Consider the following 19,918-nt stretch of genomic DNA (forward strand, 5'->3'; position numbering starts at 1 on the left):
CGGTTGTGTCGATGGGTTGCCCGGCTGCTCCCTGAGCTACGCAACGGTTGTTTGCCTTGGTCGGATGCGGGCGGCGGCCGGGCGGTTTGTTGCTATGATACGGGAGTTCCGATATACAAGGTCGGATACTTGTATCCGACAAAAACCTGCCATCTCAAAAGCCGTCGGATTCGAGAATCCGACCTACTGCAACTAAACCGCTTCAGCGCATTCCGCCAACGCTCGCCACGCGGGCTTTGGCTGCGAAAATGGTTTTCCAAGTTCACAAAACGGTAAAACAGGGCAAGGCGTACATGGGATTTCAGACGACCTCAGCGCGATTTGGGTTTATAATTTCTTTTTTCCCAACTGATTTTCCCTGTTTACCATGATCGATTTAGAAACCAAACGCCTTGAAACCCAAGCCATGCTTGATAATGCCGAGCTTTTGTTCGACCAAGACCAATGCCGTGCCGCGCTGCAAAAAGTGGCGGACGAGATTACGCGCGACTTGGGGGACAAATATCCGCTCCTGCTGCCTGTAATGGGCGGGGCGGTGGTGTTTACAGGGCAGTTGCTGCCGCTGTTGCGCTTTCCGTTGGACTTTGATTATGTGCATGTTTCCCGTTACGGCGACAAGCTGGCGGGCGGTGCGTTCAACTGGAAACGTATGCCCGATCCGGAGCAGATTCGCGGCCGCCATGTGGTTGTGTTGGACGATATTTTGGACGAAGGGCACACGATGTCGGCGATTCAGTCCAAGCTCTTGGAAATGGGGGCGGCGAGCTGCCGTGCGGCTGTGTTTGCCAACAAGTTGATCGACAAGGAAAAACCGACCAAGGCGGATTATGTCGGACTGGATGTTCCCAACCGCTACGTCTTCGGCTACGGTATGGACGCGGCGGGCTGCTGGCGCAATTTGGGCGAGATTTACGCGCTCAACCAAGGCTGATGCGGAATGAAAAAAGGTCGTCTGAAAACCTTTTCAGACGACCTTTGTGCCACCATATCGCGCTATGTGGCGGGTAAATGGACGATACTTTCGCCCACACACCGGCCGAATAAAATCATCAGGGAACACATCATGATCAACCTTTTAATCATTACCCACGAGGCAGTAGGCGAAGCCTACCGCAGCCTGACCCATCATTTCTTCCCCATGGGAATGCCGGAAAACATCCGCATCCTCGGCGTGGAGCCTGACGAAGACCAAACCGACATCATCAACAATGCTATCGCCGCGTTGCAAGAGTTTCCTGAAAACCATGGCGTATTGATTATGACCGACATCTTCGGCGCAACGCCGTGCAACGCTGCCCGCAGGCTGGTGCGCGCGGGCAAATCCGCCATTCTGACCGGACTGAACGCGCCGATGATGATTAAAGCGACCCAATACTCGCCCATGGCGGAAGACCTCGCCGCCTTTACTGAAACGGTCAGGGAAGCCGCCATCAAAGGCATTTTCGCCATCACCGCCGAACCGGAAGATTTGGTGTGCAAACAGCACGCCGAAGCCGTCTAAGCCGACCGACACGTTTTCAGACGACCCCGCACACCCGAAAGCTGAATATGCAAAAACAACAAATCGAAATCATCAACAAACTCGGACTCCACGCCCGCGCTTCCAGCAAATTCACCCAAACCGCGTCTCAGTTTCAAAGCGAAGTCTGGGTAACGAAAAACGGAAGCCGCGTTAACGGCAAAAGCATCATGGGCTTAATGATGCTCGCCGCCGCCAAAGGCACAATCATCGAGCTGGAAACCGACGGCTTGGACGAAGCCGCAGCCATGAAGGCATTGACCGACTTAATCAACGACTACTTCGGCGAGGGCGAATAATGAGTATCGTGCTGCACGGCGTGGCGGCGGGCAAAGGCATCGCCATCGGACAAGCCCACCTGATTACGCGCGGCACGGCGGAAGTGCCGCAATACGATGTTTCAGACGACCTCATCGACGCCGAAACCGCTCGTTTCGATGCTGCCATCAAAGCCACGCGCAAAGAATTGGAACAGTTGCGCAGCGCGATTCCCGAAAACGCTCCGACCGAATTGGGCGCGTTTATTTCGCTACACCTCATGCTCCTGACCGACGTAACCCTCTCGCGCGAACCCGTCGATATTTTAAAAGAACAGAAAATCAACGCCGAATGGGCGTTGAAACAGCAAAGCGACAAGCTCGCCGCCCAGTTCGACAGCATCGAAGACGACTACCTGCGCGAACGCAAACAAGATATGTTGCAAGTCGTCCGCCGCATCCACAACAATCTTGTCGGGCAAAGCAACGACTTGAACTTGACCGAAGGTTTGTTTGAAGACACCATCCTGATTGCCCACGACCTCTCGCCCGCCGACACCGTCCTCTTTAAAGAGCAGCGCATCACCGCCTTCGTTACCGACGTCGGTGGCCCGACCAGCCACACCGCTATACTCGGCCGCAGCCTCGACATCCCTTCCGTCATCGGGCTGCACAACGCCCGCAGGCTCATTACCGAAAACGAAACCGTCATCGTCGACGGCATCAACGGCGTCCTCATCATCGATCCGGACGAAGTCGTCCTCAACGAATACCGCCGCCTCGCCCGCGAATACCGCCTCCACAAGCGCGAACTCAACAAACTCAAAAAAACCGCCGCCACCACCGCCGACGGCATCAACATCGAGTTGCTCGCCAACATCGAATCCGCCGAAGACATCAAAGCCCTGCACAACTTCGGCGCAGACGGCGTCGGACTCTTCCGCAGCGAATTCCTCTATCTCAACCGCGACACCATGCCGTCTGAAGACGAGCAGTACGAAGTGTACAGCGCGATTGTGAAAAAAATGAAAGGCAAAAGCATCACCATCCGCACCGTCGATTTGGGCGTGGACAAAAATCCCCGCTGGTTCGGTCAAAATTCCACCCCCAACGGCAGCCTCAACCCCGCGCTCGGTCTCACCGGCATCCGCCTGTGCCTCGCCGAACCCGTCATGTTCCGCACCCAAATGCGCGCCATCCTCCGCGCCGCCGCCCACGGGCCCGTGCGCATGATGTGGCCGATGATTACCTCCTTGTCCGAAGTGCGCCAATGCCTTATCCACCTCGACACCGCCCAACGCCAGCTCGCCGAACGCGGCGAAACCTTCGGCACGGTCAGCGTCGGCTGCATGATTGAAATCCCGTCTGCCGCCCTGACCGTCGGCAGCATCCTCAAACTCGTCGATTTCATCTCTATCGGCACCAACGACCTGATTCAATACATCTTGTCGGTTGACCGCGGCGACGACAGCGTCAGCCACCTCTACCAGCCCGGCCACCCCGCCGTCCTCAAAATGCTGCAACACATCATCCGCACCGCCAACCGTATGGAAAAAAGCGTCTCCATATGCGGCGAAATGGCAGGCGACACCGCCTACACGCGGATGCTGCTGGGCATGGGGCTGCGCCGTTTCTCCATGAACCCCAACAACCTGCTGCCCGTCAAAAACATCATCCTGCACAGCAACACCGCCCTGCTCGAAACCGAAACCGCCAAAATCCTACGCAGCGAAGATTCGGAAAAAACCGAAAAGCTGCTGAAATTGCTCAACAGCGCGGAACACGAAGAAGAGCGGCCGGAAGAAGACAGCCCGATAGCTCATGCGTAAACAGGGTTCTATAGTGGATTAAATTTAAATCAGGACAAGGCGACGAAGCCGCAGACAGTACAGATAGAGACCTTTGCAAAATTCCTTTTCCCCCATCAGCCGAAACCTAAACAAAGATTTTCGGCTGTTTTCGTTTCAAATATCCACTAATTCTACCCAATGCCCCCTTAATCCTCCCCGGATACCCGATAATCAGGCATCCGGGCCACCTTTTAGGCAGCAACAGGCACACTTAGCCTGTTAGCCGCTTTCAACAGGTTCAAACACATCGCCTTCAGATGGCTTTGGACACTCACTTTACACAGACCAAAATAGGGCTGCCCGGGCGTAGCGGAATTTACGGTGCAGCGTACCGAAGCTTTGTTCGACCACATAACGGGTCTTCGACAAATATCGGTTGCGTTTGGTTTGCACTTCCGTCAGCGGACGGTTGCGGTGGGCTTTGCGCATAATGCCGTCCAGCAACTGATGTTCTTTCAGATGTTGCCAGTTTTCCTCGCTGTCGTAGCCTTTGTCGGCATAGACGGTCATACCTTCGGCAATGCCCTCCAACAAAGGCGACAGGTGGTTGCACTCATGGGTATTGGCTGGGGTGATGTGCAGTTTCTCGATATAGCCTTCCTCATCGGTACGGGTATGTTGTTTGTAACCGAGTCTGTATAAGCCGTTTTTCTTTGTCCAGCGGGCATCGCTGTCCTTACTCGGTGTGGTTTGGCCGCTGACTTGTCCTTCTTCATCGACTTCTATAGCCTGACGCTGTTTGCTGCCGGCAGTTTGAATAATGGTGGCGTCAATGACGGCGGCGGATGCTTTCTCTATTTTTAGGTTTTTTTCGGTCAGTTGGCGGTTAATCAGTTCCAGCAATTCAGACAGGCTTGGATTCGGATTTCAAGTGCAACACTAGTGTATCAGTGGTTTGAACAGATTCAAGAGTAAAACACTTGGCGTTTCGTAGCCAAGTGTTTTTCTTGGCCGGTGGTTCAACTCATCTTGAACCCTGCGTATCTCCCGATCGCTGATGTTTCGGAAATCGGTTTGTTTGGGGAAATATTGTCGGATAAGTCCGTTGGTGTTCTCATTCAGCCCTTTCTCCCAAGAATGGTAAGGACGGCAAAAATAGGTTTTCGCCTTCAATGCTTTGGCTATTTTGGTGTGTTGGTAGAACTCTTTGCCGTTATCCATGGTGATGGTGTGCACTCTGGCTTTATGTGCCCTTAATACCCTAATGGCTGCCTGGGCAGTGTCTTCGGCTTTGAGGTTATCCAATTTGCAGATGATGGTGTAGCGGGTAACGCGTTCGAGCAAGGTCAGTAATGCGCTTTTCTGTCCTTTGCCAACGATGGTGTCGGCCTCCCAATCGCCGATGCGGGCTTTTTGGTCGACGATGGCGGGTCGGTTTTCTATGCCGACACGGTTGGGCACTTTGCCTCTGATCCATGTGCTGCCATAGCGTTTGCGGTAGGGTTTGCTGCATATTCTGAGATGTTGCCACAAGGTGCCGCCGTTACTTTTGTCTTGGCGAAGGTAGCGGTAAATGGTGCTGTGGTGGAGCGTAATTTGGTGGTGTTTGCGCAGGTAGGCGCATACTTGTTCGGGACTGAGTTTGCGGCGGATAAGGGTGTCGATGTGCTGAATCAGCTGAGAATCGAGCTTATAGGGCTTTCGCTTACGCTGTTTGATAGTCCGGCTTTGCCGCTGGGCTTTTTCGGCGCTGTATTGCTGCCCTTGGGCACGGTGCCGTTTAATTTCGCGGCTGATGGTGCTTTTGTGGCGGTTAAGCTGTTTGGCGATTTCGGCGATGGTGCAGTAGCGGGACAGGTATTGGATGTGGTATCGTTCGTCTTGGGTCAGTTGTGTGTAGCTCATGGCAATCTTTCTTGCAGGAAAGGCCGTATGCTACCGCATACTGACCTTTTTCTGTTATGGAAAGTTGCACTTCAAATGCGAATCCGCCAGGGTGTCGTCTTGCGCCAGCCAGTTGCGGTAGCGGCATAAGGCGCTGTAATCGGGATGCTCAGTTCGTCAAAACGGCAAAACAGGTTGAAATCGATGCGGGTGATGAGGCTGTGTTCGAGTTCGGGATCGGAGAGGCTGTGCCATTGTCCGAACAGGACGGCTTTGAACATGGACAATAGGGGATAGGCGGGACGGCCGCGGTGATCTCGGAGGTAACGGGTTCTTTGGCGATTCAGGTACTGCTCGATCGGTTGCCAATCAATCACCTGATCCAACTTCAATAATGGGAAGCGGTCGATGTGTTTGGCGATCATGGCTTGGGCGGTTTGCTGGAAGAAGGTGCTCATGAGAAATCCCCTAAATGTCTTTGTGGGAATTTAGGGGATTTTGGGGAATTTTGCAAAGGTCTCAGATAGTACGGAACCGATTCACTTGGTGCTTCAGCACCTTAGAGAATCGTTCTCTTTGAGCTAAGGCGAGGCAACGCCGTACTGGTTTAAAGTTAATCCACTATATAAACCAAAAGGTCGTCTGAAAACCAACTTCGGTTTTCAGACGACCTTTTTATGTCAACACGACAAATTATTTAGCAGCGTCTTTCATTTTGTCCGCAGCTTCTTGAGTCGCATCAGCAGCTTTGTTCAAAGAATCTTTGGCTGCATCGGTAGCCGCTTCTTTGGCTTTACCGGCCGCTTCTTTAGTTTCGGTAACGGCTTTATCTGCCGCTTCTTTTACATCGGTAGCTGCTTTGTCGGCAGCTTCTTTAGTTTCAGTCATGGCTTTATCGGCAGTTTCTTTTGCATCAGCCGCAGCGTCTTTGACTTTATCTTTCGCTTCTTGAGCGGCAGAGGCAGCAGAATCAGCGGCAGAAGCTGCGGTATTTTTAACATCGGACGCAACGGCTTGTGCCGCTTCCTTAGTTTCTTGCTTGGTCTCTTGGGAACAAGCCGCCAAAGCAGCCGCCATCATTGCGGCAATCAGTAATTTTTTCATGTCCTATCCTTCTTGAATTTTTGGTTAAGATTTTGGTTAAAATGCTGTTTTATATAAACAGCCCGAAAAATTGTAACACATATCATGTTAATAATCTCTTCTATATGACGATAAACAGTGCTTTAAGTTCTATTTTGTTCCGAAAAAATACAGAAAAACATTGACACTGCTCATCTGTTCCTATAAAATTCACAGCTTATCGGGTCGTTAGCTCAGTCGGTAGAGCAGCGGACTTTTAATCCGTTGGTCGAGCGTTCGAATCGCTCACGACCCACCAAATTTAAAAAGCTGAGTTGAAAAACTCAGCTTTTTTATTGCCTTCCAACCCATAGTTCTATAGTGGATTAACTTTAAATCAGGACAAGGCGACGAAGCCGCAGACAGTACAGATAGTACGACAAGGCGAGGCAACGCCGTACTGGTTTAAAGTTAATCCACTATACCATGAAAAAACGCACCTTGTAATAAGGTGCGTTTTGATTTGTACGGCTTAGAATTTGGCGCCGGATTGGTTTGCCATATAGTCAGCCGCCGCTTTGACTTCGTCGTCGCTCAGGTTGGTATTGCCGCCTTTTGCCGGCATGCTTTTGAAGCCTTCGAGTGCGTGTTTGTGCAGGGTTTCTTTGCCTTGTTTGATGCGCGGAGCCCAATCGTCATTTTTACCGACGACTGGAGCGCCCGGGATGGTACCGCCGTGGCACATTTTACAGTTGGCTTCGAAAACGGCTTTGCCGTCCACTTTGGCGGACGAGGCATCTTTTTTCTCGTCGGCAGGCGCAGCTTCTGTTTTTTCTGCCGGTTTGGCTTCAGAGGCAGGAGCTTCTTTTACTTCTGATGCGGCTTTGGCAGCAGTATCTTCTACTTTGCTTGCCGCTGCTTGAGCAGAAGATGCAGCAGCATCGGTAGCAGAAGCCGCAGCGTCTTTAACCTCGGAAGCTACGGCAGAAGCCGCTTCCTTAGTTTCCTGTTTGGCTTCTTGGGAACAAGCCGACAAAGCGGCCATCATCATCGCAGCAATTAGTAATTTGTTCATGTTCTATCCTTCTTAAATTTTTTAGTTAAGGTACTGTTTTATAAAACAGCTGGAAAAATTCTAACACACATCATTTTCATGTTCCCGCCGATGTAGTGGGTTGTAGTAACAAATATTGGCATAAGTCATGTTTTGTTCTGAAAAAAGGCAGAAAATGTTGACACCCACGCAATCATTCCTATATAGCCTCCGGCTTATTGGACGGTTTGAACCTTGTTTGCCATGCCTTTAAATCCGCCCAAATCCTGCCCAATTTCAAAATCCTGGCTTAAAAAGCCGGCTTTTTTATGGGCGCGCCATTTCATCCCAACTCATGCTCAAATCAATCCCTATTTTCTTTTTTCATCAAAAAAGGTCGTCTGAAACCCTACATCAGGTTTCAGACGACCTTCTTAACCTTATCCGCCAGCCTCAAAACATCTTTTTCATGGCTTTCTGAATAAGGTCGAGCTGTTTTTTATATTCGCGGCAATGGGGGCATATCAGCAGGTGGCTGCCCAGAAAAACGCGCTCGGGAACGGTCAGGCGGGTTTCGTCCTGTTTTTTGGAGAGCAGGTAGGCGGTTTTGCGGCATTTGTTCATCGTGTTTTCCTAACGGGCTTAACCGGCATGTCCTGCATTGCCGAACCATTTGATTTGCAGGCATTGGCGTAGGGTTTCGCGGGCGCGGTGCATGATGGTGTGGTAGTTGGACATACTGATGCCGCATTGTTCGCGGATTTCGTCGGACGAGAAGCCGAGGATTTCTTTCATGGTAAACACGCGGGCGGTGTTTTCGGGCATTTGGTAGAGGCAGGTTTGCAGGATTTCACGAAACTCTTTGTTGTCCAACGTTTTTTCGGGCGAGGCCCAAGTTTGCGGATGGCCGTCCGCCGTCCAATGCCCGTCTGATGCAAACCGTTCTTCAAAGATTTCGTCCAACATTTCTTCCGCAGGCGTGGCGAATACTTCGCGCTGCCGTTTGATCTGGCGCAGGCAGTCGGTAATTTTGTTTTTCAGAATGGCAAACAACCAGCTGCCCACTTGTGCATCTCCTTTGAAACCTTCGGCAGCGCGGTAGGCGGAAAGCATGGTTTCCTGCACAAGGTCTTCCGCCAAATCAGGGCGGTCGGGCAATTGGATGCGGGCGAAACGCAGGAGCAGCTTGCGGGATTCGGCAAGCTCGGCGTCGGTCAATTCGGGTAGGGACATAATGTATCAGCATTGAATGAATTATGGCTGTGAATTTCTAATTCTACGCTGATACTGAGCATGTGTGTCATCAAATACATAAATGATTGACGTAGCTTTTTTGTTCCTCAGTAACCGGTTACACGTTTTCAGACGACCTGCCAAGCCTTTTAGCGGGTCTTTACCCCCAATATAAAAAAGGTCGTCTGAAAACAGTAAAGGCCGCCGACATTTCGATTTCTGCCTGTCTCTGTGCCGTTTCCTTCGGGAAGGGGGTACGATAGTGCCTTTATAGAAATTTCCTGCTCTCTACGTCAATTCGACCATTTCAGACGACCTCGACTATGCAGCAACCAAAATGCCTTGTTCCAGCCAATCCGTCCATTTTTGCCTTAATGCGTCCTGCCAGCCGCTTTCAGACGACATGAACTCTGCCAGCATGGCTTGCAGTCCGTTCAGGGAGGTCGGCGTGTCTGCCAGCGTTTCCAGCAATAATGCGTCGAAATCGTCGAGGGTTTGGTACATCACGTCGTCTTCGCTGTCTCGCCACACCAAAACGGCGGTTTCCGCCTCCTGCAATTCGTCGGTAACGTCATACGGATAACGGCGCACGAAGGCGGCGGGAGAAAGGGTGTATGCCAAATCGTCTGAATCGGCAGGCGAGGCTTGGCTGTCGATTTGGGCGACTTCGGCAAGCAGTTGGGTGTGTTCGAAGTCCATCAGTGCCAAGAGGTCGTCTGAAAGGGGTAGGCTCTGGCAGTATTGAAGGAATTCCCCGGCGATTTCTTGGAAATAGGGGGTTTGGGCGCGCACGTCGCGGACGAAACCTTCTTTCAGACGACCCCATTCTTCGCTGTCGAGATATTGCGGCGTTTCGGTATAACAGCGGTCGATGAAACTGTGGATATTGTTGCGTATCAGGCGGATATAGACGTTCAGGCGCTCTTGCGGCAGTCCGTCGGCGGCTTCGCCCTCGCGTATGGATTGGGCAAAGCGTTGTTGATATTGGGCGGAGGTTTCAGGCTGCACGGCGGTATTCCTTTCCGGCGCGCGTTTGATAATCGGCGATTTTGGCGACTTCGGCTTCAAGTTCGGCAAAAGGCGGGAAATTGAAATCGCGTTCCAACAGGGTGGGTGGGATGGTCGGCAGCTTGGTGTAGGCAAGTTCGAGCAAGTCCCAAACGGTCGGCAAAACTGCTGCGCCGTGGGTATCAATCAACAATTCGGGCGTTTCAACATCGTGTCCGGCGATGTGGATGTAGCACACGCGCCCTGCGTCAACGTTTTCTAAGAAGGTTTCGGGCGACAACAGACCGTGATTGACGGCGTTGACGTAGATATTGTTCACATCGAGATGAATGCCGCAGTCGGCCTCGCGTGCAACGGCGTTGAGGAACTCGACTTCGTTCATCTCGGCAAGCGGGGAATGCAGGTAGTAGGAGGTGTTTTCCACGGCGATGCGGCAGCCCAACCGGTCTTGCACTTCGCGGATACGCCGCGCGGTATGCCGCACCATCTCTTCGGTGAAGGGAAGCGGCAACAGGTCGTAGAGATGACCGCCGTCATGGCAGTAGCTCAAATGGTCGGAGAAAAACATGCAATCGTAGCAGCGCATCATTTCTTTGATGCCGTCTATCAAGGCAGTATCCAGCGGGGCTTGTCCGCCCAGCGACATGGATAATCCGTGCAACGCCAGCGGCAGCCGTTCCGCTACGCGGTCAAACTGTTTGCGCGCCCTACCGCCCATTTTCAGCCAGTTTTCGGGTGCGGCTTCGATAAAGCGTATCGGACTGTCGTCTGAAAGCGAGAGGAAGTCTTCCGCCAAGTCGCGGCGGTAGCCTAAGCCTGCGTGTTGAATCATGATGTTGCTCCGTTTTGGATGGTGTTCCGACGGTTTTGATAGGAAATTGCTGTTAAAATCAGATAAAAAGCCGCATTTATCAATAAAATGCGGCTTTTTGTTTCAAATTACAGGGAACCGCATTTGCCTTCGCCGCATTTGCCTTCAACTGCTTTAGCTTTGGCTTTTGCTGCTTTGGCGTTTTTAGCGGGGGCTTTTTTTACGGTTGAAGCGCATTTGCCTTCGCCTGCTTTAGAAGCAGCGCCGCCGCATGAACCTTCAGCAGCTTTAGCCGCACCGCAAGAGCCTTGAGCAGATTTCTGAACGCCTGCTTTGCTGCTTACCGGTTTGTCAGCGGCAACAACGCCGGCGGCCAAAGACAAAGACAAAGCACCTGCAAGGGCAGCGGCTACATTTTTTTTCATATTGATTTCCTTTTTAAAGTATCAAGTTAAACAGATTAAGAATTTGAGTTGGCGCGTTTAAAGTCCGCTCCCCGACCTTTTTCATTGATTTCCGACGCGGCATTTCGGGCAAAAACGTTTTTTCAACAGCGCATCCAGCGATAAACAGCCCGCGCCTTGCAGCAGAATCGGGATTAAAACCACGATATAAATCAAAGCCATTTTATAGCCGTTGTCGCAGACATTATAACCCGCACCGGCATGGACTACCGCCCATGCCACCCCCGTTACAATGATTAATCCCAAGGCAGACAGGCGGGTCGCCAATCCTAAAAGCAGCAAAACCGGAAAAACCAGCTCCGCCCACATCGCCAAGTTCCAATTTACGCTGTCGGGCAGCAGATAGAACGGAAAGGGGAATTGGTCGTTGATTTCGGCAAACCAGTTTTCGCCGTTCCATTTCTGCATGCCCGATTCCCAAAATTCGTAAGCGGCAAACAGGCGCAAAGTCAATAAACCTAAAGCCGATTGCCACGGGGCTGTCGTATTCATTTTCATCATAACCATTTCATAAAATCATTTCATGCCCGATTAGACGCGACAGCTTGAAAATGCTTACAAGTCAATTGAAAAAATTTTGTTTGTTATTGTTTTATAACGATATTAATATTCTAAAGGTCGTCTGAAAACAAGTTTCAAGGTTTCAGACGACCTTTTTCTGTGTCTTTTTAACGGTCAATCTTGCGTGCAGATTTCTACGATTTCTTCACCGTATTTGTCCAACCATTCTTCGCTCACGTCATCAATTTTGGAAAGCTCCGTCAAAGTTTGCGGCCGGGCTTTGGCGATGGCGCGTAAAGTCTGTTTTCTGGCGACGGCGTGCATCTCTCCGCCTTCATATCGGACAGTGTTGAGACACCATTGGAAGAGGCGGCGGGCGATCTGGCGTTCTGCCTGTTTCGACTCGGAAAGCCCGTTTGCGTAAGGGCGGCAGATGTCGAGTATTGTCTGCCCGTATTGGGCAATTCTTTCGCTGCCTATGCCGTAAATACCGAGCAGGTCGGCTTCTTCGGCTGGCGTGAAGACAACAAGGTCGGTCAGGCTGATGTTGGAAAGGACTTTGCCCAAGGTGCATTGTTCGGTGGCTGCCTGCTCGGCACGCCAAGTTTCCAGCTTTTGCTGTAATTGCTGTTCGCACTCGGTTTGGGGGGTAAATAGGGGTTCTTCGTTGCCCGCTTGTCCGCTTTGGTTTTCGGCTGCGTTCTTGCAGACATTGAGGATATCGATGCCGAATTTGTTGATTTTTGCCTCGCCTAAACCGTAGATTTGGTGCAAATCTTCAAGCGTTTGCGGCATTTTTTCGACGATGTCGCGCAGGGTTTTGTCGCCGCATACGACGTAGGCGGGGACTTCTTCGGCATGGGCGCGCTGCTGCCGCCAATGCCGCAATGCCTGCCACAGGCGTTCTTCGCGTTCGGTACGCAGCCAGTTGTCTTTGGGCTTTTGAGTGGCGGATTTTTCGCGGCGCAGCGGGCGTAACATGACTTCGGTTTCGCCTTTGAGGACTTTTTTTGCGGCTTCGGTCAGTTGCAATGCCTGATATTGTGCGGTGTTGACGGTAAGGTAGCCGAGGCTGATGCACTGGCGGATGACGCTGCGCCATTCTTTGTCGGTTTGCCCGTTGCCAATGCCGAAGGTGGAGAGTTTGTCATGGCCGTTGCGCCGTATCCAGTCGTCGCTTTTACCGCGCAGAAGGTTGGTGATATAGCCGGCGGCAAAGCGTTGTCCGGCGCGATATACGCAACTGAGGAGCTTTTGTACGAGGACGGTGCCGTCGAAGCGCACGGGCGGATGCAGGCAGTTGTCGCAATGTCCGCAGGGGGCGGATTCTTCGCCGAAATGCTTGAGCAGGAGGACGCGGCGGCAGGCGGCGGTTTCGCAGACGGAAAGCATGGCATCGAGCTTCTGCATTTCGATTTTTTTCTGCACTTCGTCGCTGTTGCCTTCGGCGATGCGTTCGCGTAGTAATACCCAGTCGTTCAACCCGTAACACAGCCAACTCACGGCAGGCAGCCCGTCCCGCCCGGCGCGGCCGGATTCTTGGTAGAAATGTTCGACGCTTTGGGGCATATCGAGATGGGCGACGAAGCGTACGTCCGGTTTGTCTATGCCCATACCGAAGGCAACGGTGGCGACGACGATAATGTTGTCTTCGCGGGTAAAACGGCGTTGGTTTGCTTCGCGCACTTCCATGCTCAAGCCGGCATGGTAAGGAATCGCCTCCAATCCGTTTTCGCAGAGGAATTGGGCGATGTCTTCGACTTTTTTGCGGCTGAGGCAATAGACGATGCCGCTTTGCCCTTCCATTTCTTTGCGGATGAAGTCGAGAAGCTGCTTTTTACCGTTGTTTTTTTCGATGACCTGATAATAGATATTCGGGCGGTCAAAGCTGGAGATGAATTCGGGCGCGTCTTCGAGATGGAGGAAATGTTTGATGTCGGCGCGGGTCGCCGCATCGGCGGTCGCAGTCAGGGCAATGCGCGGCACTTGCGGATAGCGTTCGGCAAGCAGCCCTAATTGCTGGTATTCAGGACGGAAATCGTGCCCCCATTGGCTGACGCAATGTGCTTCATCTATGGCGAAAAGGCTGATGGTTTGCTGGTCGAGAAAACGTAGAAAACGGTCGGTAACAAGCCGCTCCGGTGCGACGTAGAGCAGTTTCAGACGACCTTGGGCGAGTTTGTCCGCCACTTCGCGGGCTTCTTCCACCGTCGTGCTGCTGTTGACCGCTGCCGCCTCTATGCCTGCAGCGTGCAGGCTCGCCACTTGGTCGTTCATCAGGGCAATCAGTGGCGAAACGACGATGGCGACGCCTTCGCGCATCAGCGCGGGAATTTGGTAACACAACGACTTGCCCCCGCCCGTCGGCATCAATACCATCAGGCTTCCGCCGCCTGCCAATGTATTGACGACAGCCTCCTGCTTGCCGCGAAATTCGGGATAGCCGAATACTTCGTGCAAAATCTGTTGGGCGGAAGGCTGGGACATGATGGTTCCATAGGGAGGGAAAAGCGTTATTTTAGCGGTTTTAGACACTGCCTGCATGGGGGATATTTGAGTTATCCACATGGGGTCGTCTGAAAACGGATTATGCTTGGTTGGGTATCGTGGATTGATTTTTGATTGAGACAAGATGGCGGAACTGCTGACAATACGGATATGGGAAACTGATTCACTCAATGCGTTACCGTTCTCTTTAATCTCAGGCAAAGCGGCGGCATACCGGTTTCAAGTCAATCGGCTAGAAAACCTGTTTTCAGACGACCTTTTCATTTTTTGGCGGTTTTAAGACTTTGCAAAGCCGATTTACTGCCCCGCCGTCTTCGCGCATAATACGGCAGTCTAATAATTTATCCTAAGCAACCAAAACTTATGAACATCAAACACTTTTCCTTTATTTCGACTTTATCGGCAACCCTACTCCTGAGCGCCTGTCAAACGACTACGACCACAAGCGGCGGCGTCAGCGGCAACTGGGACAACATCGGCACGATTTCCGACGGCAATATCAAAGTGGCGATTGATAAAAACAGCATCAAGAAAAACGGTACTTTGGTTACTTTCCGCGATAGAAAAACCGTGTCAAAGATGAAAGAAGAACGCTTCGTCAACACGCCTGCCTACAAAACCGCCATCGGCGACTGGGAAATCCACTGCACCAACAAAACCTACCGCCTGACCGCTTTGCAGCTCCTCGACGAACACGGCAAAGAAATTTCCAAACACAGCTACACGGCGACGAATATCCGCCCGATGAGCGTAATGAACGGCACAATTACCGAAAAACAATTCGAAGCCGTATGCGACAGCAAGCTCTAATACTCAACTTATCTACATACTTATCCACAAGATAGTTAAATCAAAAGGTCGTCTGAAAACCATGAATATGGGGATTCAGACGACCTTTTTGATTTTTTTCGGGAAAGTTATATTCAGGATTATCCACATTTTATTGAAGTCGCGGTTTATCGGTTCAAACCATAATTTCTGCTCATCTCATCCATCCGATTTCTAACGCAAACGAACACCTGTTTCCCCATCAATAATCTGACTCGGCAACTTTTGTTTGCCGATTAAACCGTCGACTACCCATACATCTCTTCCAAACTGCCTTCTTACTTCCCGCTCCGTCCTACACGCGCGTTTGCCTGCGCGGTTGCACGAAGTCGAAACCAAAGGTGTTTTCAAAGCCTGACACAAGCGGCGCGCACCTACATGGGCAGGAACCCTGACCGCCAGTTTGCTGCGCCTTTTTCCGCGTAATGCGGGCAAAACGTCAGCAGCAGCAGGAAGCAGAAAGGTTTTGGGCGCAGGCCATTCGTTTCTGAGCATAGTTTGAATGTTTTCAGACGACCTTTTGAGCAGGGGCTGTAATTGCTCCAATTGGTTGCCAATGACAATCATGCCTTTATGTTGCGGTCTTTTTTTCAGATGAATCAGTCGGTTAAGTGCTTTAGGCAAGGTCGGGATACAGCCTATGCCATAGCAGGACTCGGTAGGATAGGCGACCAAGCCGCCTTTTTTAAGATGGGATTGCAGCTTGCGAAGCGTCGAAGCTGAAAGGATTCTGGGGAATGACATGACAGGGAAGGTCGTCTGAAACACAATCATGTTTTCAGACGACCTGTTTCTTTGATTAACGGTTGATAGCTTTGTCGGCAATGTCTTTACGGTATTGCATACCGTCGAAGCTGATTTTTTCCAATGCGCTATACGCCTTGGCTTTGGCTTGAGCTACATCGTCACCCAATCCTACGACACACAATACGCGACCGCCGTTGGTCAATACATCGCCTTTCTCGTTTGCCGTTGTGCCTGCATGGAAAACTTTGCCGATTTGGTTGGCTGCATCCAGACCGGAAATAACCTCACCTTTTTTGGGCGTTTCGGGGTAATTTTGCGCCGCCAGCACTACACCTACGGCAGTTTGCGGGTTCCATTCCGCTGTTATGCTATCGAGTTTGCCGTCTATTGCCGCTTCGACCAAATCCGACAAGTCGCTGTTCAGACGACTCATAATCGGCTGGGTTTCGGGATCGCCGAAACGGCAGTTAAACTCAATCGTATAGGGTGCGCCGCTTTGATCAATCATCAAACCTGCGTACAGGAAGCCGGTGAACTCATACCCTTCCGCTTTCATTCCCGCTATGGTCGGCAAAATAATCTCGTTCATCGCGCGCTCGTACACGGCGGGCGTTACCACAGGCGCGGGACTGTACGCGCCCATACCGCCCGTATTCGGGCCTTTATCGTCGTCTAAAAGACGCTTGTGGTCTTGGCTGGTCGCCATAGGCAACACATGATTGCCATCAACCATGACGATAAAGCTCGCTTCTTCGCCTTGCAGGAAATCTTCAATCACAACGCGCGCGCCGGCATTGCCCATTTTGTTGCCCAGCAGCATATCGTCAATCGCGGCATGCGCTTCATCTAAAGTCATCGCCACAATCACGCCTTTACCTGCCGCCAAACCATCGGCTTTGATGACGATAGGCGCACCTTTCTGATTGACGTAATCGTGTGCAGCATCGGCGTTTTCAAAGGTTTGGTATTGCGCGGTCGGAATATTGTATTTCGCCATAAATGCTTTGGCGAAATCTTTAGAACTTTCCAACTGCGCCGCATATTGTGTCGGACCAAATATTTTCAGCCCTGCGGCACGGAAATCATCCACAATACCCGCCGCCAAAGGCGCTTCAGGGCCGACGACGGTAAAAGCAATATTTTCTTTGCGGCAGAATTCGATCAAATCCTGATGCGCAGTCAAGGCGATGTTTTGCAACTTGGGTTCAATCGCCGTACCGGCATTACCGGGCGCAACAAATACTGTTTCCACTTTGGGCGACTGCGCCAATTTCCAAGCCAGCGCGTGTTCGCGACCGCCATTACCGATAACCAGCAGTTTCATGCCATCTCCTTGACAAATATGTACTTTTAACGAAAACTCGACACAAGGGGACTATTGTCCCATTCGAAGAAATTTTGGTGGAATCAAACAATAGACCACTTCATTCCACTCTGAAACCTATTCAACTTATCCACAAAATTAAAAAAGGACAAGCAACCATGCAAAAACGTATTGATGAAATCCAAAGCAAATACCGCGAATGGTGTCATTTGCTACCGCAATTGGAAGAAGACCTAAAACGCTGGAAACATGCCGTCGCTTTGATTCGCGATATGGATAATTTCTATACCCACGAATATCAGGCGTGTCATCAGGCTATTGAAGACGGAGCAGAACTGGATTTGCGTACGGAAGGCGAATACAGCATTATGAGTGAAGACGCGCTATGGAACGCGCTGGGCGAATTCCATCAACTGGCTTGGTTATATTTGCGCTCCAGCGTCGATGCCTTGAACAGATATACACAAGAAGAAGATTAATGAGCAAAGAGGTCGTCTGAAATACCATCACAAAGCATTTCAGACGACCTTTCATTCAAAAGGCTTTTCTGTGTTTACTTCAATCTGCCGTGTATTCTTCCAAGCCGCAACACAGGCCTCATAATTTGCTAACGACAAACTTACCGTCAATCGGCAATCCAACTGTAAATCCTGCTCCAATATATCCGCCTGATGTTGTTTAGCGATGCGTATCGCTTCATTCAAAAACGGATATTCACATCTCAGCCAAACGGTTTTTTCAATATTCTTTTCAACTACTTCCGCAACTGCCAACGCTTGAGCCGTTGCCTCTTTATACGCATGTATCAGACCGGGAACACCCAATAAAGTACCGCCGAAATAGCGCACGACCACGATCAAAACATCGGTTACACCCACCGAATCAATCTGTCCCAAAATTGGTCGCCCAGCGCTTCCTGACGGCTCTCCATCATCGTTGGCACGAAATTGCATGCCATCCACACCCAAACGATAGGCATAGCACCAGTGTCGCGCTTTATGGTGCTCTTCCTTTAACGGATCGAGGTATTTTTTCACATCAGCTAATGTCCGAATCGGATAGGCAAATGCAATAAAACGGCTGCCTTTATCTTTAAACTCAGCCTGCGTCGGGGAAGTAATGGTCTTATAAGTCGTAATCATGCTGAAAAGTTTTCAGACGACCTCATTAATAACAAGGTCGTCTGAAAGTTTCACGTGAAACATCAATTTTTCAATACTTCTGTTAATTGTGGAACGATTTCAAATAAATCGCCAACCAATCCGTAATCGGCTACATTGAAAATCGGCGCATCAGCATCTTTATTGATTGCAACAATCACCTTGCTGTCTTGCATACCGGCAACGTGTTGAATCGCACCTGAAATACCGATTGCAAAATAGAGCTGCGGCGCAACCACTTTACCAGTTTGTCCGACTTGCACGTCATTTGGCGCATATTCGGCATCAACTGCCGCACGGGATGCACCGATTGCCGCACCTAAAACATCTGCCAGCGGTGTCAGCACTTCATTGAATTTTTCCGCACTACCCAGCGCACGACCACCGGAAACAATGACTTTTGCCTGAGTCAACTCAGGACGATCGGAATGAGAAAGCTGGCGGTTCACAAAACGGCTCAGATTTTGAGCAGGGGTTGCTTCAACATTGATTGTTTCAGCATGACCACCCTGCGCTGCTGCTGCATCAAAAGCCGTCGCACGGAAGGTCAGCACCAATTTTTCTGAATCGGCTTGCACGGTTTCAAATGCATTACCCGCATAAATGGGGCGCACAAAAGTCGTGTTATCCACAATCTCGGTCAAATCAGAAATTTGTGGTACGTCCAATAAGGAGGCTACGCGGGGCAGAAGGTTTTTACCGAATGTGGTTGCCGTTGCTGCAACATAGCGGTAATCCGCCGCCAATTTGACAACCAGCGGAGCCAGTTCTTCAGCCAAACCTTCAGCATAATGGGCAGCATCTGCAACCAAAACTTTTTCCACCCCGGCTACTTGCTTCGCGGACTCCACTACGGCCGATGCACTGCTTCCGGCAACCAATAAATCGACTTTGCCCAGTTTGGCGGCAGCAGTAACAGCATGCAAAGTGGCAGGATTCAACTGTTTGTTGTCGTGTTCAGCAATAATCAATACGCTCATTTCAGTCTCCTCAAATCACTTTGGCTTCGTTTTTCAATTTTTCAATCAATTCGGGAACACTTGCTACTTTTACGCCTGCCTGACGCGCTTTAGGCTCTGCGAATTTTACTGTTTTCAGACGAGGTGAAATGTCGGCAACCAAATCGGCAGGCGCCAGTTTTTCCAAAGGTTTTTTCTTTGCCGCCATAATATTGGGGAGTTTGACAAAGCGCGGCTCGTTCAAACGCAAATCCGCACTGATCACAGCGGGCAATTTCAATGCTATGGTTTCTTCACCGCCATCGATTTCGCGCACAATCTGTACTTCGTCGCCTTCAATTTGTACTTTGGAGGCAAACGTACCTTGCGCCGCATTCAGCAAAGCTGCCAGCATTTGCGCCACTTGGTTGGCATCATCATCGATCGCTTGTTTGCCCAAAAAGAAAATTTGCGGATTCTCTTTGTCCGCAACGGCCTTCAGCAGCTTGGCAACGGCCAGCGGCTCCAATTTCGCATCGGTTTCAACATGAATGGCACGGTCGGCACCCATCGCCAAAGCTGTACGCAACGTTTCTTCGCATTTTTTCTCGCCCAAAGAAACCGCTACGATTTCGCTTACTTTTCCGGCCTCTTTCAAACGGACGGCTTCTTCCACAGCGATTTCATCAAACGGGTTCATCGACATTTTGACATTGCCGATATCCACATCCGAACCATCGGCTTTTACACGAACTTTGACGTTGTAGTCCACTACGCGCTTTACTGCGACCAGTGCTTTCATTGAATTCTCCTAAAAAGAACGTTGCTTTCACTATTCAGCGAAGCCAAAC

Annotated in this window: 21 protein-coding genes, 1 tRNA gene and 2 pseudogenes; 7 read left to right on the forward strand and 17 right to left on the reverse strand. The window is 50.8% G+C overall.

Features of this window, described 5'->3' with window-relative positions; genetic code table 11:
- The first annotated feature begins 367 nt into the window (after positions 1–367).
- From AAG834_RS08220 to ptsP, 4 genes are all read left to right on the forward strand, one after another.
- Positions 368–931: a hypoxanthine-guanine phosphoribosyltransferase gene (locus AAG834_RS08220; RefSeq protein ID WP_003755895.1), complete on the forward strand. Its 564-nt coding sequence runs from the start codon at positions 368–370 to the stop codon at positions 929–931.
- 132 nt (positions 932–1,063) lie between these two features.
- The gene (locus tag AAG834_RS08225) at positions 1,064–1,501 is read left to right on the forward strand and encodes a PTS sugar transporter subunit IIA (protein ID WP_342031851.1); all 438 of its coding nucleotides are present in this window, start codon (positions 1,064–1,066) and stop codon (positions 1,499–1,501) included.
- 47 nt (positions 1,502–1,548) lie between these two features.
- A complete protein-coding gene (locus AAG834_RS08230; RefSeq protein ID WP_003767811.1) occupies positions 1,549–1,818 on the forward strand; it encodes an HPr family phosphocarrier protein in 270 nt (89 codons plus the stop codon).
- Positions 1,818–3,605: a phosphoenolpyruvate--protein phosphotransferase gene (gene ptsP / locus AAG834_RS08235; RefSeq protein ID WP_342031838.1), complete on the forward strand. Its 1,788-nt coding sequence runs from the start codon at positions 1,818–1,820 to the stop codon at positions 3,603–3,605. Before AAG834_RS08230 ends, ptsP begins: the two co-directional genes overlap by 1 nt.
- Positions 3,606–3,817: 212 nt before the next feature.
- Here ptsP and AAG834_RS08240 read toward each other — a convergent pair.
- The 4 genes and pseudogenes from AAG834_RS08240 to AAG834_RS08255 all read right to left on the reverse strand — a co-directional run.
- Positions 3,818–4,481: pseudogene (locus AAG834_RS08240) on the reverse strand (IS5 family transposase); the annotation flags it as partial.
- 24 nt (positions 4,482–4,505) lie between these two features.
- Complete coding sequence (locus tag AAG834_RS08245) at positions 4,506–5,471, reverse strand: IS30 family transposase (protein ID WP_342031839.1); 966 nt, start codon at positions 5,469–5,471, stop codon at positions 4,506–4,508.
- 81 nt (positions 5,472–5,552) lie between these two features.
- Positions 5,553–5,908 (reverse strand): annotated as a pseudogene (locus AAG834_RS08250) (transposase); the annotation flags it as partial.
- A 235-nt stretch (positions 5,909–6,143) separates the two neighbouring features.
- Positions 6,144–6,554, reverse strand: coding sequence for an Ag473 family lipoprotein (locus AAG834_RS08255; RefSeq protein WP_003755882.1), 411 nt, complete (start codon positions 6,552–6,554; stop codon positions 6,144–6,146).
- A 201-nt stretch (positions 6,555–6,755) separates the two neighbouring features.
- On the opposite strand from AAG834_RS08255, the gene AAG834_RS08260 reads away from it, so the two are divergent.
- Positions 6,756–6,831, forward strand: a tRNA-Lys gene (locus tag AAG834_RS08260).
- Positions 6,832–7,044: 213 nt separating this feature from the next.
- Here the strand turns inward: AAG834_RS08260 and AAG834_RS08270 are convergent.
- From AAG834_RS08270 to recQ, 8 genes are all read right to left on the reverse strand, one after another.
- Positions 7,045–7,587, reverse strand: a complete 543-nt coding sequence (locus AAG834_RS08270; RefSeq protein WP_342031840.1) for a c-type cytochrome — start codon at positions 7,585–7,587, stop codon at positions 7,045–7,047.
- 411 nt (positions 7,588–7,998) lie between these two features.
- The gene (locus tag AAG834_RS08275) at positions 7,999–8,169 is read right to left on the reverse strand and encodes an anti-sigma factor family protein (RefSeq protein ID WP_003779645.1); all 171 of its coding nucleotides are present in this window, start codon (positions 8,167–8,169) and stop codon (positions 7,999–8,001) included.
- 18 nt (positions 8,170–8,187) lie between these two features.
- Positions 8,188–8,778: a sigma-70 family RNA polymerase sigma factor gene (locus AAG834_RS08280; RefSeq protein ID WP_342031841.1), complete on the reverse strand. Its 591-nt coding sequence runs from the start codon at positions 8,776–8,778 to the stop codon at positions 8,188–8,190.
- Positions 8,779–9,099: 321 nt separating this feature from the next.
- Positions 9,100–9,786 (reverse strand): HvfC family RiPP maturation protein, encoded by a 687-nt coding sequence (locus tag AAG834_RS08285; protein WP_342031842.1) that lies wholly within the window; start codon positions 9,784–9,786, stop codon positions 9,100–9,102.
- Entirely contained in the window at positions 9,776–10,618 is an 843-nt protein-coding gene (locus tag AAG834_RS08290) for an HvfB family MNIO-type RiPP peptide maturase (RefSeq protein WP_342031843.1), read from the reverse strand. Before AAG834_RS08290 ends, AAG834_RS08285 begins: the two co-directional genes overlap by 11 nt.
- Before the next feature lie 107 nt (positions 10,619–10,725).
- On the reverse strand, positions 10,726–11,022 hold the full coding sequence (locus AAG834_RS08295; RefSeq protein ID WP_107813956.1) for a hypothetical protein: 297 nt from the start codon (positions 11,020–11,022) through the stop codon (positions 10,726–10,728).
- Between the two features lie 81 nt (positions 11,023–11,103).
- On the reverse strand, positions 11,104–11,559 hold the full coding sequence (locus AAG834_RS08300; protein WP_342031852.1) for an HvfX family Cu-binding RiPP maturation protein: 456 nt from the start codon (positions 11,557–11,559) through the stop codon (positions 11,104–11,106).
- A 177-nt stretch (positions 11,560–11,736) separates the two neighbouring features.
- Complete coding sequence (gene recQ, locus AAG834_RS08305; protein ID WP_342031844.1) at positions 11,737–14,049, reverse strand: DNA helicase RecQ; 2,313 nt, start codon at positions 14,047–14,049, stop codon at positions 11,737–11,739.
- A gap of 384 nt (positions 14,050–14,433) precedes the next feature.
- Here recQ and AAG834_RS08310 point away from each other — a divergent pair, with 384 nt between their 5' ends.
- A complete protein-coding gene (locus tag AAG834_RS08310) occupies positions 14,434–14,880 on the forward strand; it encodes a surface-adhesin E family protein (protein WP_342031845.1) in 447 nt (148 codons plus the stop codon).
- Positions 14,881–15,072: 192 nt separating this feature from the next.
- Here the strand turns inward: AAG834_RS08310 and AAG834_RS08315 are convergent, their stop codons facing one another.
- Together AAG834_RS08315 and purD are read right to left on the reverse strand one after the other, a co-directional pair.
- Positions 15,073–15,642: an L-threonylcarbamoyladenylate synthase gene (locus tag AAG834_RS08315; RefSeq protein ID WP_070514236.1), complete on the reverse strand. Its 570-nt coding sequence runs from the start codon at positions 15,640–15,642 to the stop codon at positions 15,073–15,075.
- 55 nt (positions 15,643–15,697) lie between these two features.
- Complete coding sequence (gene purD / locus AAG834_RS08320) at positions 15,698–16,969, reverse strand: phosphoribosylamine--glycine ligase (protein WP_070514227.1); 1,272 nt, start codon at positions 16,967–16,969, stop codon at positions 15,698–15,700.
- A gap of 158 nt (positions 16,970–17,127) precedes the next feature.
- Between purD and AAG834_RS08325 the strand changes: the two genes are divergently transcribed.
- Complete coding sequence (locus AAG834_RS08325; protein ID WP_070514226.1) at positions 17,128–17,448, forward strand: DUF4298 domain-containing protein; 321 nt, start codon at positions 17,128–17,130, stop codon at positions 17,446–17,448.
- 51 nt (positions 17,449–17,499) lie between these two features.
- On the opposite strand, the gene AAG834_RS08330 is transcribed toward AAG834_RS08325, so the two are convergent.
- The 3 genes from AAG834_RS08330 to AAG834_RS08340 all read right to left on the reverse strand — a co-directional run bounded on the left by AAG834_RS08330 (position 17,500) and on the right by AAG834_RS08340 (position 19,869).
- Positions 17,500–18,111: an IMPACT family protein gene (locus AAG834_RS08330; RefSeq protein ID WP_070514225.1), complete on the reverse strand. Its 612-nt coding sequence runs from the start codon at positions 18,109–18,111 to the stop codon at positions 17,500–17,502.
- 62 nt (positions 18,112–18,173) lie between these two features.
- A complete protein-coding gene (locus AAG834_RS08335; RefSeq protein ID WP_070514224.1) occupies positions 18,174–19,109 on the reverse strand; it encodes an electron transfer flavoprotein subunit alpha/FixB family protein in 936 nt (311 codons plus the stop codon).
- 10 nt (positions 19,110–19,119) lie between these two features.
- Complete coding sequence (locus AAG834_RS08340; protein WP_070514223.1) at positions 19,120–19,869, reverse strand: electron transfer flavoprotein subunit beta/FixA family protein; 750 nt, start codon at positions 19,867–19,869, stop codon at positions 19,120–19,122.
- Positions 19,870–19,918: the final 49 nt, after the last annotated feature.

The sequence above is a fragment of the Neisseria sp. Marseille-Q2251 genome (assembly GCF_940793045.1).
In the GTDB taxonomy this organism is placed as follows: Bacteria; Pseudomonadota; Gammaproteobacteria; order Burkholderiales; family Neisseriaceae; genus Neisseria.

Excerpts from the sequence above, each read along its gene's own strand:
- purD (WP_070514227.1), bottom strand. The coding sequence starts at position 16,969 with ATGAAACTGCTGGTTATCGGTAATGGCGGTCGCGAACACGCGCTGGCT.
- AAG834_RS08280 (WP_342031841.1), bottom strand. The coding sequence starts at position 8,778 with ATGTCCCTACCCGAATTGACCGACGCCGAGCTTGCCGAATCCCGCAAG.
- AAG834_RS08330 (WP_070514225.1), bottom strand. The coding sequence starts at position 18,111 with ATGATTACGACTTATAAGACCATTACTTCCCCGACGCAGGCTGAGTTT.
- AAG834_RS08275 (WP_003779645.1), bottom strand. The coding sequence starts at position 8,169 with ATGAACAAATGCCGCAAAACCGCCTACCTGCTCTCCAAAAAACAGGAC.
- AAG834_RS08220 (WP_003755895.1), top strand. The coding sequence starts at position 368 with ATGATCGATTTAGAAACCAAACGCCTTGAAACCCAAGCCATGCTTGAT.
- AAG834_RS08300 (WP_342031852.1), bottom strand. The coding sequence starts at position 11,559 with ATGAAAATGAATACGACAGCCCCGTGGCAATCGGCTTTAGGTTTATTG.
- ptsP (WP_342031838.1), top strand. The coding sequence starts at position 1,818 with ATGAGTATCGTGCTGCACGGCGTGGCGGCGGGCAAAGGCATCGCCATC.
- AAG834_RS08325 (WP_070514226.1), top strand. The coding sequence starts at position 17,128 with ATGCAAAAACGTATTGATGAAATCCAAAGCAAATACCGCGAATGGTGT.
- recQ (WP_342031844.1), bottom strand. The coding sequence starts at position 14,049 with ATGTCCCAGCCTTCCGCCCAACAGATTTTGCACGAAGTATTCGGCTAT.
- AAG834_RS08335 (WP_070514224.1), bottom strand. The coding sequence starts at position 19,109 with ATGAGCGTATTGATTATTGCTGAACACGACAACAAACAGTTGAATCCT.
- AAG834_RS08270 (WP_342031840.1), bottom strand. The coding sequence starts at position 7,587 with ATGAACAAATTACTAATTGCTGCGATGATGATGGCCGCTTTGTCGGCT.
- AAG834_RS08295 (WP_107813956.1), bottom strand. The coding sequence starts at position 11,022 with ATGAAAAAAAATGTAGCCGCTGCCCTTGCAGGTGCTTTGTCTTTGTCT.
- AAG834_RS08310 (WP_342031845.1), top strand. The coding sequence starts at position 14,434 with ATGAACATCAAACACTTTTCCTTTATTTCGACTTTATCGGCAACCCTA.
- AAG834_RS08225 (WP_342031851.1), top strand. The coding sequence starts at position 1,064 with ATGATCAACCTTTTAATCATTACCCACGAGGCAGTAGGCGAAGCCTAC.
- AAG834_RS08315 (WP_070514236.1), bottom strand. The coding sequence starts at position 15,642 with ATGTCATTCCCCAGAATCCTTTCAGCTTCGACGCTTCGCAAGCTGCAA.
- AAG834_RS08245 (WP_342031839.1), bottom strand. The coding sequence starts at position 5,471 with ATGAGCTACACACAACTGACCCAAGACGAACGATACCACATCCAATAC.
- AAG834_RS08255 (WP_003755882.1), bottom strand. The coding sequence starts at position 6,554 with ATGAAAAAATTACTGATTGCCGCAATGATGGCGGCTGCTTTGGCGGCT.
- AAG834_RS08340 (WP_070514223.1), bottom strand. The coding sequence starts at position 19,869 with ATGAAAGCACTGGTCGCAGTAAAGCGCGTAGTGGACTACAACGTCAAA.
- AAG834_RS08230 (WP_003767811.1), top strand. The coding sequence starts at position 1,549 with ATGCAAAAACAACAAATCGAAATCATCAACAAACTCGGACTCCACGCC.
- AAG834_RS08290 (WP_342031843.1), bottom strand. The coding sequence starts at position 10,618 with ATGATTCAACACGCAGGCTTAGGCTACCGCCGCGACTTGGCGGAAGAC.